At 70.6% G+C, this 12836-nt stretch carries 15 protein-coding genes and 1 pseudogene; 9 read left to right on the top strand and 7 right to left on the bottom strand.

Annotated features, from left to right (window positions below):
* Positions 1-33 precede the first annotated feature (33 nt).
* On the bottom strand, positions 34-1002 hold the full coding sequence (locus ACFVWD_RS49160) for a diacylglycerol/lipid kinase family protein (RefSeq protein ID WP_389604986.1): 969 nt from the start codon (positions 1000-1002) through the stop codon (positions 34-36).
* Between the two features lie 158 nt (positions 1003-1160).
* Here ACFVWD_RS49160 and ACFVWD_RS49155 point away from each other — a divergent pair, with 158 nt between their 5' ends.
* Entirely contained in the window at positions 1161-1610 is a 450-nt protein-coding gene (locus ACFVWD_RS49155) for a hypothetical protein (RefSeq protein WP_389604985.1), read from the top strand.
* Between the two features lie 76 nt (positions 1611-1686).
* On the opposite strand, the gene ACFVWD_RS49150 is transcribed toward ACFVWD_RS49155, so the two are convergent.
* The 3 genes from ACFVWD_RS49150 to ACFVWD_RS49140 form a co-directional block, all read right to left on the bottom strand.
* On the bottom strand, positions 1687-2763 hold the full coding sequence (locus ACFVWD_RS49150; protein ID WP_389604984.1) for an RNA polymerase sigma factor SigF: 1077 nt from the start codon (positions 2761-2763) through the stop codon (positions 1687-1689).
* Between the two features lie 17 nt (positions 2764-2780).
* Positions 2781-3194, bottom strand: a complete 414-nt coding sequence (locus tag ACFVWD_RS49145) for an anti-sigma regulatory factor (protein ID WP_054228129.1) — start codon at positions 3192-3194, stop codon at positions 2781-2783.
* A gap of 261 nt (positions 3195-3455) precedes the next feature.
* Positions 3456-3716, bottom strand: coding sequence for a UBP-type zinc finger domain-containing protein (locus ACFVWD_RS49140; RefSeq protein ID WP_389604983.1), 261 nt, complete (start codon positions 3714-3716; stop codon positions 3456-3458).
* Positions 3717-3777: 61 nt separating this feature from the next.
* On the opposite strand from ACFVWD_RS49140, the gene ACFVWD_RS49135 reads away from it, so the two are divergent.
* The gene (locus ACFVWD_RS49135) at positions 3778-5373 is read left to right on the top strand and encodes a Na+/H+ antiporter (RefSeq protein WP_389604982.1); all 1596 of its coding nucleotides are present in this window, start codon (positions 3778-3780) and stop codon (positions 5371-5373) included.
* 24 nt (positions 5374-5397) lie between these two features.
* On the opposite strand, the gene ACFVWD_RS49130 is transcribed toward ACFVWD_RS49135, so the two are convergent.
* The 3 genes from ACFVWD_RS49130 to ACFVWD_RS49120 form a co-directional block, all read right to left on the bottom strand.
* On the bottom strand, positions 5398-6276 hold the full coding sequence (locus ACFVWD_RS49130) for a 1-aminocyclopropane-1-carboxylate deaminase/D-cysteine desulfhydrase (protein ID WP_389605000.1): 879 nt from the start codon (positions 6274-6276) through the stop codon (positions 5398-5400).
* A 133-nt stretch (positions 6277-6409) separates the two neighbouring features.
* On the bottom strand, positions 6410-7000 hold the full coding sequence (locus ACFVWD_RS49125) for an N-acetylmuramoyl-L-alanine amidase (RefSeq protein WP_389604981.1): 591 nt from the start codon (positions 6998-7000) through the stop codon (positions 6410-6412).
* A 170-nt stretch (positions 7001-7170) separates the two neighbouring features.
* Complete coding sequence (locus ACFVWD_RS49120) at positions 7171-7404, bottom strand: hypothetical protein (protein WP_101400585.1); 234 nt, start codon at positions 7402-7404, stop codon at positions 7171-7173.
* Between the two features lie 266 nt (positions 7405-7670).
* Between ACFVWD_RS49120 and ACFVWD_RS49115 the strand changes: the two genes are divergently transcribed.
* From ACFVWD_RS49115 to ACFVWD_RS49085, 7 genes and pseudogenes are all read left to right on the top strand, one after another.
* Entirely contained in the window at positions 7671-9077 is a 1407-nt protein-coding gene (locus tag ACFVWD_RS49115) for a family 2B encapsulin nanocompartment shell protein (protein ID WP_384911403.1), read from the top strand.
* Positions 9078-9259: 182 nt separating this feature from the next.
* A complete protein-coding gene (locus tag ACFVWD_RS49110; protein WP_389604998.1) occupies positions 9260-10306 on the top strand; it encodes a family 2 encapsulin nanocompartment cargo protein polyprenyl transferase in 1047 nt (348 codons plus the stop codon).
* 233 nt (positions 10307-10539) lie between these two features.
* The gene (locus tag ACFVWD_RS49105) at positions 10540-11151 is read left to right on the top strand and encodes a GNAT family N-acetyltransferase (protein WP_389604979.1); all 612 of its coding nucleotides are present in this window, start codon (positions 10540-10542) and stop codon (positions 11149-11151) included.
* 174 nt (positions 11152-11325) lie between these two features.
* Positions 11326-11472, top strand: a pseudogene (locus ACFVWD_RS49100) (dihydrofolate reductase); the annotation flags it as partial.
* Positions 11473-11498: 26 nt separating this feature from the next.
* A complete protein-coding gene (locus ACFVWD_RS49095; protein ID WP_389604977.1) occupies positions 11499-11771 on the top strand; it encodes a hypothetical protein in 273 nt (90 codons plus the stop codon).
* 105 nt (positions 11772-11876) lie between these two features.
* Positions 11877-12290, top strand: a complete 414-nt coding sequence (locus ACFVWD_RS49090) for a YciI family protein (protein WP_389604975.1) — start codon at positions 11877-11879, stop codon at positions 12288-12290.
* 123 nt (positions 12291-12413) lie between these two features.
* Entirely contained in the window at positions 12414-12746 is a 333-nt protein-coding gene (locus tag ACFVWD_RS49085; RefSeq protein ID WP_389604973.1) for a DUF952 domain-containing protein, read from the top strand.
* Positions 12747-12836: the final 90 nt, after the last annotated feature.

Here is a 12836-nt window from a genome sequence, read left to right as displayed (position 1 = left end):
ACGTTCGAGTGAAAGGACTTTGGGCCCTTCCGCTCACACAATCACACGCAGTGCACGGCGTACGCCTGTGAACGTCACGCTGGCCCGCAGTCCCAGGTGGTCACCGTCCATCTGGAGGGGGAGCGGCGCCTTCGAATGCAAGGTGAAGTCGGTCAGGTCGTGCAGAGACAGGGCGTGCTTGCCATGGGGGCCGCGCTCGGGGGACGAAGTGAGCAACTGGGTGGCATACCGGGCAACCGCGCCCGTCGACATGCGGTTGAGAGCGAGTACGTCGAGCCCGGTATCGAACGAAGCCTTAGGTGACGCGTACACCGGACGATTGCCGAGAAACGTCCAGGGCGAGGTGTTGCAGATTATGGACATCACAAGATCGGTGACCGGGTCCTGGCCGGGCCGCTCCAGTGTGATCGTTCCGTGCCTGCGGTGAGGTTCGTCCAAAAACTGACGTGCCACTTGGCGCAAATAGAGGGCGTGGGTGGAACGCTTGCCGAGCTCGCGCTGCTGTTCGACCCGGCCGATCACCCCCGCGTCGAAGCCGAGCCCCGCGCAGAAGGTGAACCAGCGGGAGGGGACGGCTTCGTCCTCGGTGCCGGGGGTGCCCGCGGCGAGACCGAGGCCGATCGCGCGCTCGCGGTCCTCTCTGAGCGCGTCCAGCAGGGCGCCGGTGGCCTCCACGGCGTCGTTGGGCAGACCCAGTGCGCGGGCGAAGACATTGGTGGAACCGCCGGGGACCACCGCGAGGCGGGGCAGACGGTCCAGGTCGGGGCCGTTGTGCAGGAGGCCGTTCACGACCTCGTTGACGGTGCCGTCGCCGCCGAGCGCGACCACCAGTTCTATGTCGTCGCTCTCCCCGGCCTGCCGGCCGAGGTCCCGTGCGTGCCCGCGGTACTCGGTGGTGACCACCTCGAGCTTCATCTCGCTCGCCAGCGCGTGGATCAAGACATCGCGCGTGCGCGCACTTGTGGTGGTAGCTGCCGGATTGACCACGAGAAGTGCACGCATGCGATGCAGCGTACCTACCGAGGGGTACTGGTCCCAGACCGAGTTAGGGATCCGGTAAGAGATAAGGGCGTGAGTCTCGACACGGTGAGGTGCGGGAGGCGGTGGGGGAGCGGCCGGGGTCCGGCCGCGCGTCGGGGCCCGAGGGATACCCTTCGGGGGTGAGCGCTGAGCAGATCCCCACCCCCGACGCCCCCACCGCAGAGCCCCGTCCCGGACGGCTGACCGCCGCGGCCGCGCTGGCCGCCCTGGAGGGGCTGGTCCTCGCTGTGGGGGGCGTGTGGATGCTCGTCCTGGGGGCCACGGGTGGCTCGGGAGACCGGCAGCAGGGCGTGACCCTGGGTGTGACGTTGATCGTGCTCGCGCTGCTGCCCCTGCTGGCCGCCCGCGGTCTGCTGCTGCGCCGCAGCTGGAGCCGGGGCCCCGCGGTCATCACCCAGATCATGGCGCTGCCCGTCGCCTACAGCCTGCTCCAGGCGGACAGCGTGGCGATCCCCGCCGGAATCGCCCTCGCGGCGGTCGCGATCACGGCGCTGGTCCTGCTCGTCAATTCCGAGACGACCCGGGCGCTGGGCATCCGCGGCCCCGGTGCCGCCGAGGAGATCGAGTAGCTCCGGCACTTCGGCAGGGTCCACGCCGGTCGTGAGCCCCGCTCGGCGGCTGCCAGGTCACTCCTCGACTACTCCTCTACTCCTCGACCAGGAGCTTTTCGCGGAGCTGGGCGAGGGTGCGGGCCAGCAGGCGGGAGACGTGCATCTGGGAGATGCCGACCTCCTGCGCGATCTGCGACTGGGTCATGTTGCCGAAGAATCGGAGAAGCAGGATCCGCTTCTCTCTCGGGGGGAGGTCCTCGAGCAGGGGCTTCAACGACTCCCGGTACTCGACGCCCTCCAGGGCCTCGTCCTCCGCACCCAGCGTGTCCGCGACCGCCGGGGACTCGTCGTCCGTGTCGGGGACGTCCAGCGACAGCGTGGAGTACGCGTTGGCGGACTCCAGGCCCTCCAGGACCTCCTCCTCCGAGATGGCCAGCTTCTCGGCCAGTTCGTGGACCGTGGGAGAGCGCCCGTGCTGTTGCGACAGCTCGGCCGTCGCCGTCGTCAGGGCCAGGCGCAGTTCCTGCAGGCGCCGCGGCACCCGCACCGCCCAGCCCTTGTCGCGGAAGTGCCGCTTGATCTCGCCGACGACCGTCGGAGTCGCGTACGTCGAGAACTCGACGCCGCGCTCCGGGTCGAAGCGGTCGACCGACTTGATCAGGCCGATGGTCGCGACCTGGGTGAGGTCGTCCAGCGGCTCACCGCGATTGCGGAAGCGGCGCGCGAGGTGCTCGACGAGCGGGAGGTGCATGCGGACCAGCTGATTGCGCAGCTCCGCGTACTCCGCGCTGCCGTCCTGCAGCTTGCGCAGCTCGATGAACATCGCCCGCGCGCCGCTGCGGTCGTGAGGGTCGTGCTGGATGTGCTGGGCGCTCGGCCCGTGCTGCGTGCCCTGCACGCTCTGCACCTCTGGCTTGTCGTGTCGCTCGTGCTCGCTCATAGTCCCGCCCGTCACCAGCCGCCGCCCTTCCGAGGACGTGCTCGGCGCGGCACCCTCCGGATCCCGTTGCCCGTCCTCCTGGCCGGAGAGGAGGCTCTCCTGTGCGTCCTCCGGGTGCGGCCGGGCCTGTTCGGGGATGCCGTCGACGCCTTCCACCGCGCGCCGGGGCCCGTCGAGGCCGTCGACACGTCCGGCGGGAAGCTCCCGTGTGCCGCGCTCTTCGTCCCGCACCGGCCCGTCCCCGTTCCTCACGCCGGCCCGGGTCCCGCGCCGCGCTGTTTGTAGAGGCTGATCGAAACGGTTTTGTCCTCGGCGACGGTGGAGTCGACCTTGCCCGCGAGCGCCGACAGAACGGTCCACGCGAACGTGTCCCGTGACGGAGCGTGACCATCAGTGGTCGGAGCGGAGACCGTCACCTCGAGCGAGTCGTCGATGAGCCGGAAGACACAGCTGAGCACCGATCCGGGGACGGCCTGCTGCAGCAAAATCGCGCAGGCCTCGTCCACCGCGATGCGGAGGTCCTCGATCTCGTCGAGGGTGAAGTCCAAACGGGCCGCGAGACCGGCCGTAGCCGTACGCAGCACCGACAGGTAGGCACCCGCGGCCGGCAGCCGGACTTCCACGAAGTCCTTCGTCGCGGGCTCGCCTGCGATCTGGGACACCCTCACCTCCAAGGTGGTACAAGCTCTTTCGAGCTCTTTTCGGGGGCCGAGGGTCGCCCCCCGGGGTAACGCGCTAGGTGGTTCAGCGGTGACGCTACCGCGCTCCCAAGTTTCCTGTCCTGGGGACCCCGCCCCTTGCTGTCACTCATAGTAAGCCTATGAGTACGGACAGTGGCTAGGGGTCTGCGGGCCCAAATAGGAAGAGCGCGCGCCGGGTTGACGTACCCAGGCGTCAGACGGTCGAACCGTCCGAGCCGTGGGTCACACCAGTACGTGGTCGACGAAGCACCAGCGCCAGCCCTCACCGGGCTCGAAGGTACGCATCACGGGATGTCCGGTCTCCTTGAAATGCTCCGTCGCGTGCCGCAGCGGCGAGGAGTCGCAGCAGCCGAGGTGCCCGCAGCTCAGACACAGCCGCAACTGCACCGGATGTGTACCGGCGGCCTGGCATTCCAGGCAGGTCTCGCTCAGCGGCCCGGGTTCGGGGTGCTGCAGCTCGTCGGCGTGCGTGCACTGTTTCATGATTGCCAGGTTACGTCGGGCGTGCGGGATGTCGCGCGAAAACGAGGGCGGGCGGAAGACGATGCACGTATTGCCACTGCTGTTGCTGGTCGCGGGGAGCGCCGCGGTCGCCGGGCTCGCCCGTCGCACCCCGGTGCCGGCGCCGCTGTTGCTCGTCGCGGCGGGCCTGGCCGTCTCGTACGTCCCTGGAGTGCCCGGATACGAACTCGACCCGGAGATCGTGCTCCCGCTGGTGCTGCCCCCGCTGCTGTACACGGCGGCCAGCGACAGCTCGTACCTCGATCTGCGGGCGCATGTGCGGCCCATCGCGCTGCTGTCGGTGGGGTACGTGCTCTTCGCGACGCTGGCAGTCGGCTGGGCCGCCTATCTGATCGTGCCGAGCCTGCCGCTGCCCGCGGCGCTGGTCTTCGGGGCGGTGGTGGCGCCGCCGGACGCGGTGGCGGCCACGGCGGTGGCGCGCCGGGTGGGGCTGCCCTCGCGGATCACCACGATCCTTCAGGGCGAGTCCCTGGTGAACGACGCGACCGCGATCACCGCCTACAAGGTGGCCCTCGCCGCCGCGGTCGGCGAGGGCGCGACCTGGGCGGGCGGTGTCCGCGAGTTCCTGCTCGCGGCGGTCGGGGGTGTGGTCGTCGGTCTCGTCCTGATGGTGCCGATCCACTGGCTGCGCACGCACCTGAAGGAGGCACTTCTCCAGAACACCCTTTCCTTGTTGATCCCCTTCGTCGCGTACGGGATCGCCGAGCAGGTGCACGCCTCCGGAGTGCTCGCGGTGGTCGTCGTCGCGCTCTACCTCGGCCACCGTGCCTGGGAGGTGGACTTCGCGACCCGGCTCCAGGAGGAGGCGGTGTGGAAGATGGTCGCGTTCGTCCTGGAGTCGGCGGTGTTCGCCCTGATCGGACTGCAGCTGCCGGTCGTCCTCAAGGGCCTCGGCCAGTACCAGGGAGCCCAGGCCGCCTGGTACGCGGTGGCCGTCTTCCTGGTCGTGGTCGCCGCCCGGTTCGTGTGGGTCTACCCCGCCACCTTCCTGCCCCGGATCCTGTCGGCGCGCGTCCGGGAGCGCGAGGGGTCCCCCACCTGGAAGGGGCCGTTCATCATCGGCTGGGCCGGAATGCGCGGGGTGGTCTCGCTCGCCATCGCCTTCTCCATCCCGCTGACCGTGCACGGCGGTGCCTCCTTCCCCGATCGCAACCTCCTCCTCTTCCTCACCTTCACCACCGTCATCGGGACCCTGGTCGTCCAAGGGCTGACCCTGCCCCCTCTGATCCGCCTGCTGAAGCTGCCGGGGCGCGACGTCCAGGCGGAGACGCTCGCGGAGGCGAACGCCCAGGCGCAGGCGTCCCGGGTCGCCGAGGAGCACCTCGACGCACTCCTCGACGACGAGCGCAACGCCCTGCCCCCGCCGCTCGCCGACCGGCTCCGCTCGGTCCTGGAACGCCGCCGCAACGCCGTCTGGGAGCGGCTCGGCGCCGTCAACCCGGTGACCGGGGAGACCGCCGACGACACCTACCGCCGTCTGTCCCGCGAGATGATCGGCGCCGAACGCGAGGTCTTCGTGAAACTCCGCGACCACCGCTACATCGACGACGAGATGCTCCGCACCCTCCTGCGCAGACTCGACCTGGAGGAGGCGGCGGCCTATCGGGAGGCGGCGTAAGGATGGTCAGGGCCGTGCGAGGGCTCAGAACGGTGCCCCCGTGATCACCGCCGCCACCGTCGTCCCCCGTGTGAAAGCCCCCTCCTCCATCAGGGTGACAAGTCCATAGAGCATCTTGGCGACATAGAGACGTTCCACGGGCAGGCCGTGGCGTTGTTCGAAGTCCCCGGCGAAGGTGTCGAGTTCGGGTGTGGTGCGGGCGTAGCCGCCGAAGTGGAAGCGGTCGTCGAGGGACCAGGTGCCGCGGTGGCCGCCGAAGGCGGCATTCTGGAGGGCGCTTATGTCGCCCTCCAGGAAGCCGCCCTTGAGGACGGGGATGCCCAGGGCCCGCTGGTCGGGGGTGAGACCGGCGGCCAGGCCGGCGAGGGTGCCGCCGGTGCCGCAGGCCAGGGCGGCCACGTCGACACCGTCGTGGCCCCGCAGCTCCGCGCCGAGTTCCTGGCAGCCGCGTACGGCAAGGGAGTTGCTGCCGCCCTCGGGGACGACGTACGCGTCCTCGGCGTCCATCGAGCGCAGCAGGGCGGCCAGCTTCTCCGGTTCGCTCTTGCGGCGGTACGTCGACCTGTCGACGAAGTGCAGTCGCATGCCGTCGGCCGCGCAGCGGGTCAGTGAGGGGTTGAGGGGGCGGTCGGCCAGCTCCTGGCCGCGGACCACCCCCACGGTCGTCAGCCCGAGGAGGCGGCCCGCGGCGGCGGTGGCGCGCAGATGGTTGGAGTACGCGCCGCCGAAGGTGACCACCGTGCGGCCCGCCGCCGCGCGGAGGTTCGGGGCGAGCTTGCGCCACTTGTTGCCGATCAGCTCCGGGTGGATCAGATCGTCCCGCTTCAGCAGCAGCCGTACGCCATGGCGCGCGAAGCGCTCGTCCGCGACCTGGTACAGCGGCGAGGGCAGCCGCGGCCGCAGACCGGTGGGGTCGAGCGCTTCGGGGACGCCCGGAGTGGCCGGGGTGTTCGGGCGGTCCGGGGTTGCGGGGCTGGGCACCCCACCATTGTCGGACACCTGTCCGGTATGCGGGCGGCCGCCCCGCGCCCGTCCGTCACTTGAGGCGGTCGCGGACGCGCTCTCTCATCGAGGCCATCGTGAAGCCGCGCGGGTCGACCTTGCCCGGCTGCCACTCCAGGTGGCCGATGAGCGAACGCTCCGTCCAGCCGTGGTGGCGGCAGATCGCGGCCGCGACCTTCTCGATGGCCTCCAACTGCACCTCGGGCCACGGATCCTTTCCGTCGCCGAGGTTCTCGCACTCGAAGCCGTAGAAGTGGCGGTTGCCGTCGGTGTTCGCCTCGTTGTCCGGCGGGAGCGCCTTCTCCGCGATCACGGCGCGCAGCACGTCGTCGTCACCCAGACCCGCGTGGTTGGCCCGGCCGTAGCCCACGAGGTGCAGGACACCGTCCTTGGTGATGACGCCGTGGCACAGCGGACCGGGCAGATCCGGGCGGCCGTCACGACAGATCCCGACGGTGTGCTCGCTGCCCGAGGTCACCGTGTGGTGGATCATCACGCCGTACACCGGACCCCAGGGCCCCTTGTGATTGCGGTTGTGATGCTCCCAGTCGCCGACCTCGACGACGGTGAGGCCTTCCTCCCTGAGCCGGTCCAGGAAACCGCCCGCGGACATGGGTGGGGCCATGACCGCCTCCTTCGCACTGCGCGGCGGCCACCGGTCGCGGCCGTCTCGTACCGCAGCTTGTACCCGGAACCGGGGGCTCCGGCCCAGCCGTTCGTACGGTGTGCGAGTCGATCCGGTCAGGGGCGCAGGCGCGTTTGACCAGCGTGTTCACGGCGCGTCCGCGAGGTCCGTCAGGAGCGCAGGAACGCGTCCCCGTTAGCGGCGATGTGGCTCTCCAGCGCCTGCAGGGCCTGCTGGGTCGCCTCGGGGGAGCCGCTGCCGCGCCGCTCCGCGTAGTACGCCGCGCCCAGTCTCTTCAGGAGGTCGCCGCCCGCACGCTGCGCCTGCACCTCGTCGAGCTTCTGCTTGCCCTGTGTGAGCCCTCGCTGCGCCTGTTCCTTGGCGCGGTCCAGGAAGCCTGCCATTGCCGTCTCCTGTCGTCGTCCGTCACCGCGTCAAACGGTTGGCCTGATCTCGGAGTTCCCGCTCGCAACGGCTCCGCGCTGTTCGACGGCGACGACTGCGGCTGTTCGAGGGCAACGGCTCCGGCCTGTTCGATCGATCGACAAAAGCGGACTCTCTGCCCAATCCACCGTGATCCATTCCCGCTCATTCGTGTAATAGCACCAGTACGCTCCGTGATGGAAGGCTGGTCGGCGCAGATCAGTGCATGACCGGGAGGGCAATTTTCATGTCGGTAGGCGAAGAGGTCCGTGCGGGTCAGGGCAAGCCGCAGCAGAGTCTCGGCACATCGGCCGCGCGGAACCTGGCCACCACCACCAAGTCCGCACCCCAGATGCAGGAGATCAGCTCACGGTGGCTGCTGCGCATGCTTCCGTGGGTGAACGTGCAGGGTGGCACGTACCGCGTGAACCGGCGGCTCAGCTACTCCGTGGGCGACGGCCGTGTGACGTTCGTGAAGACCGGTGACCGTGTGCAGGTCATCCCCGCGGAGCTCGGCGAGCTCTCCGTGCTCCGCTCGTTCGAGGATCAGGAGGTGCTCGGCGAGCTCGCCCAGCGGTGCCAGCAGCGGGAGTTCGCACCGGGCGAAGTGCTCGCCTCGTTCGGCAGTCCGTCCGACGAGGTGTTCCTGCTCGCGCACGGCAAGGTGGAGAAGATCGGCACCGGCCCGTACGGCGACGACGCGGTCCTCGGCGTCCTCGCCGACGGCGCGTACTTCGGCGAGCAGGCGCTCATCGACCCGGACGCCATCTGGGAGTACACGGCCCGCGCCGTCACCGCGGTCACCGTGCTCGCGCTGCCCCGCCGGGACCTCGAGCAGGTCGCCGAGCGCTCCGACTCCCTGCGCGGACACCTCACGGAGCTGCGCGCGATTCCGGAGCAGCGCACCAACAAGTACGGCGAGAAGGAGATCGACCTCGCGGCCGGCCACACCGGGGAGCAGGACATCCCCGGCACCTTCGTGGACTACGAGGCCGCGCCGCGCGAGTACGAACTGAGCATCGCCCAGACCGTGCTGCGCCTGCACACGCGCGTGGCCGATCTCTACAACCAGCCGATGAACCAGACGGAGCAGCAGCTCCGCCTCACCGTCGAGGCGTTGAAGGAGCGCCAGGAGCACGAGCTCATCAACAACCGTGAGTTCGGACTGCTCAACAACTGCGAGTACGACCAGCGGCTCCAGCCGCACGACGGCGTGCCCAGCCCCGACGACCTGGACGAGCTGCTCAGCCGCCGGCGTGGCACCAAGCTGTTCCTCGCCCACCCGCGCGCGATCTCCGCGTTCGGCCGCGAGTGCAACAAGCGCGGACTGGTCCCCGAGAGCATCGAGATCGCGGGCAACCGCATCCCGACCTGGCGCGGCGTGCCGCTGTTCCCGTGCAACAAAATCCCCGTCAGCGACACCCGTACGACCTCGATCATCGCCATGCGTACCGGCGAGGCCGAGCAGGGTGTCATCGGCCTCCAGCAGGCGGGCATCCCGGACGAGATCGAGCCGAGCCTGTCGGTGCGCTTCATGGGCATCAACGAACAGGCGATCATCTCCTACCTGGTGACGGCGTACTACTCGGCGGCGGTTCTCGTGCCGGACGCCCTCGGCATCCTGGAGAACGTCGAGATCGGCCGCTGGCGGTGACCTTCCCGACGCCGGCCGTCGTGTTCCCGCCCGAGCAGGCGGGAACACCGGGGGCGAGGCGGAGTCCGGCCGAGACCCTGGACATGCGGGGCCTCATCGGCAAGCCCATGGACGGCGGTTCCTTGGACGGCGGTCCATCGGACGGCGGTTCCTTGGGCGGCGGTTCCGCGGACGGGAGGCCCATGGAACGGCAGGTCGCGCCCGGCCCGCTGGACGGCCAGGAGGCGGCGGGCATCCTGGAGCACGCCCGGGCGTCCGTCGACCCCGAGCTGCGCAGGGCCGTCGACTCGCTGCCGGGATCCATGCGCCGGATCGCGCTCTATCACTTCGGCTGGGAGCACGCGGACGGCACCCCGGCGGCGGGCAACGCGGGCAAGGCGATCCGTCCGGCCCTGGTGCTCACCGCCACGGGAGCGCTCGGCGGTCAGCACGCGGCCGCCGTACGGGCGGCGGCCGCCGTGGAGTTGATCCACAACTTCACGCTGTTGCACGACGACGTCATGGACCGGGACACCACCCGAAGACACCGCCCCACCGCGTGGACCGTGTTCGGCGACGCCGACGCGATCCTCACCGGGGACGCCATGCAGGCGCTCGCGCAGCGGCTGCTCGCCGAGGACTCGCACCCGGCGTCCCGGGCCGCCGCCGCCCGGCTCGCGTCCTGCGTCGTCGAGCTGTGCGAGGGACAGCACGCGGACACGGCCATGGAGAAGCGCGGACCCGCCGAGGTCACCCTCGACGAAGTGCTCGCCATGGCCGAGGCCAAGACCGGCGCGCTGCTCGGCTGCGCATGCGCGCTCGGCGGGCTGTACGCGGGGGCGGACGAGGAGGACGTCGACGCGCTGGACGCGTTCGGCCGGGAGGCCGGGCTCGCCTTCCAGCTGATCGACGACGTGATCGGGATCTGGGGGGACCCGAGCCGCACAGGCAAGCCGGCCGGGGCGGATCTCATCGCCCGCAAGAAGTCCCTGCCCGTGGTCGCCGCGCTCGCCTCCGGCACCCCGGCGGCGACGGAACTCGCCGAGCTGTACGGAGTTCCCTACGAGGAAGGGGAGCTGGAGCGCACGGTGCTGGCCGTCGAGCGGGCGGGCGGCCGTGACTGGGCGCAGCTCCAGGCGGCCGACCGGATGTCCCGGGCGATGCACGAGCTGTCCCGGGCGATCCCCGACCCGGAGGCGGCGGGCGGCCTCCTCGCGCTCGCGGAGTTCGTGACGCGGCGCAGCAACTGAGCCGCTCGACCCTTCAGATGACCCGTTCGACCCTTCAGAAGGGCGGTTGAAGACCCCGGAGCCTCCGGGACCGTACGGCACCTGACCTCCGTACGGCACCGGGCTCCGGCCGGAACGGGTCCCGCGCATCCCCACGGTGCGCGGGGCCCGCCCCTCTCGGGCCCGGACGGCCCGACAGGCCCTAGGCTGCAACAGCCGTACGATCAGCGGCGGTTGAGGCGAGAGGGTGGGACATGGGCGTGGCGATCCGGACGGCGGACGAGGGCGACCGGGAGCTGGTCACCCGGCTGCTCGACGAGGCGTTCCAGGACGACCCGGTGAGTGTCTGGGTCTTTCCGGACGCGGCGCACCGCCGCGCCAAGCACCCCGGACTGATGGCGATGTTCACCGAGGTCGTGCTCGCCGAGGGCCGCGTCGACGTCACGGAGGACGGCTCGGCGTGCGCGCTGTGGCTGTCCGTGCCCGCCGACGCCGGCCACGCCGACGACGAGGACGACGGTCCCGTACGGCTGCGTGAGGCCGTCGACCCGGACAACGAGCGGGTCGAGCTGATCGGCCGCCTGACGGCCGGGATCCACCCCGCGGGCCGCGCCCACGAGTACCTGTGGATGATCGGCGTGGCGCCGCAGCGCCAGGGCGAGGGACTCGGCACCGCGCTCGTCAGGTCGGTCCTCGACCGCTGCGACCGCGAGGGCCTGTCGGCCTATCTGGAGGCGAGCAACGCCGACAGCCGCCGGCTCTACGAGCGTCTCGGCTTCGACCTCACCGGGCGCCCCCTCGACCTGCCGGACGGCCCGCGGATGTGGCCGATGTGGCGGGAGCCGCAGCCCGAGCGGGGGGCCTGATCGGGCCGGGGCTCACTCCCTCCTGATCTCCGCGTACCGACTCGTTGCACGCGGCGCGCAGCGCCGGGCGGCGGGTGGCCTCCGGGCGCGGCTCGAAGAGGGCGAGATGGCCCGTGCGGTCGCGCGGCCCCTTCCGGAGCCCGGCGAGAACGCCGGGCTCCGGCGCGAGGCGCCGAGTTCGTCATCAAGACGTACCCGGTGGTGCTGGGCTCAGGCATGCCGATGTTCGGCGCCGACTTCGCCGTCACCGAGTTCGCCCCCGGCGAGGTGCGGGCGTTCGAGAACGGTGTCCTCGTGCGGACGTACAGCAGGAAGCGCTGAAGCCTCTCCCGCCCTACCCTGAATGCATGGGCACCGATGAGCATGTCTGCCCCGCCTGCCGGCAGCCGGTCACCACCGTCGTGCGGCGCCACAAGACGCTGGGTGCGTTTGTTCCCGTATGGGGTCCCGGCCCCTGCCACAACCCCGAGTGCGAGGCGTACGTCGGCGAGCCCGGGGTCGGAGCCCGGTCCAGAGGCGGCGCGGAGTCCCGGTCCGTACCCGGGACCGGATCCGAACCCGGCAAGGACACCGGGGAGCCCCGGGAGCATCCCGGGGAGTCCGTCGCGGAAAGATCCTGACGCGTGCGCGCACCCGTGCAGAGAGACGAGGGCCGGCTCCGACGTCCCCTGTGAGAGCCGCCCGCCACGGGCGGTCCGAGCCGAGGAAGCCGAAGGAGCGGACTCATGAAGTACCTGGTGATGGTGCAGGGCACGCAGGCGGACTACGAGGGCATGCGGGGCAAGGGTTCCGCGCACGCCCCGGCCTGGAGCGAGCAGGAGCTGCAGGCGATGTACGCGTACATGGGCGCGATCAACGACGACCTCTCGGAGTCCGGTGAACTCATCGACGGGCAGGGGCTGGCCGAACCGGCACAGACCCGCCTGGTCACGGCCGGGAAGGACGGGAAGGCCGTCGTCACCGACGGACCGTACAGCGAGACCAAGGAGCTGATGGCCGGCTACTGGGTACTGGAGTGCGAGAGCCTGGAGCGGGTCACCGAGATCGCCGAGCGCGTCACCCGCTGCCCCGGCCCCGAGGGCGCCACGAACTACCCGGTGGTCATCCGCCCCATCCTGGACGGCGCCGGAGACATCTGAGCGGGATGGGAGGGACGGGGCGAGAAGGGGCTGTCCGGCACGCCCTCCCCAGGCTCTTCGGTCAGGGGGTGCCCCGAGCGGCGTTGTCGTCGGTCGTCGGTCGTCGACGCGTAGCGTGGCGGCATGTCCGAACCCTTGTTGCACCTCACCGAGCGCTCCCTGTGGGACGCGGCCCGCGCGGTCGGCGCGTACGAGATGTCCACACGTGGCCGCACCCTCCAGGAGGAGGGCTTCATCCACTGCTCGCTGCGGCACCAGGTCCCCGCGATCGCCTCCTTCCTGTACGGCGGGTACGACGGCCCCGACGAGCTGGTGCTCCTGGTCATCGATCCCGAACGGCTGGACGTGCCGTTGCGCTACGAGGCGGTCAAGCCCGGGGGTGAGGAGTTCCCGCACATCTACGGGCCGATTCCGGTGGCGGCCGTGGTGGACGTGGAGGTGTGGGAGTCCGCCTAGGTCCTGTCGTCACATTCCCGTCTGCCCCGCGACGCCATGCACGCGCCCCCAAGTTCTCGGCTTCGCTCGAACAGGGAGGGACCCCCTTCA

The sequence above is a fragment of the Streptomyces sp. NPDC058086 genome, assembly GCF_042885015.1.
Lineage (GTDB): Bacteria > Actinomycetota > Actinomycetes > Streptomycetales > Streptomycetaceae > Streptomyces.
Note: the sequence above shows the minus strand (reverse complement) of the source record. Positions and strands in the feature narration are given on the sequence as shown.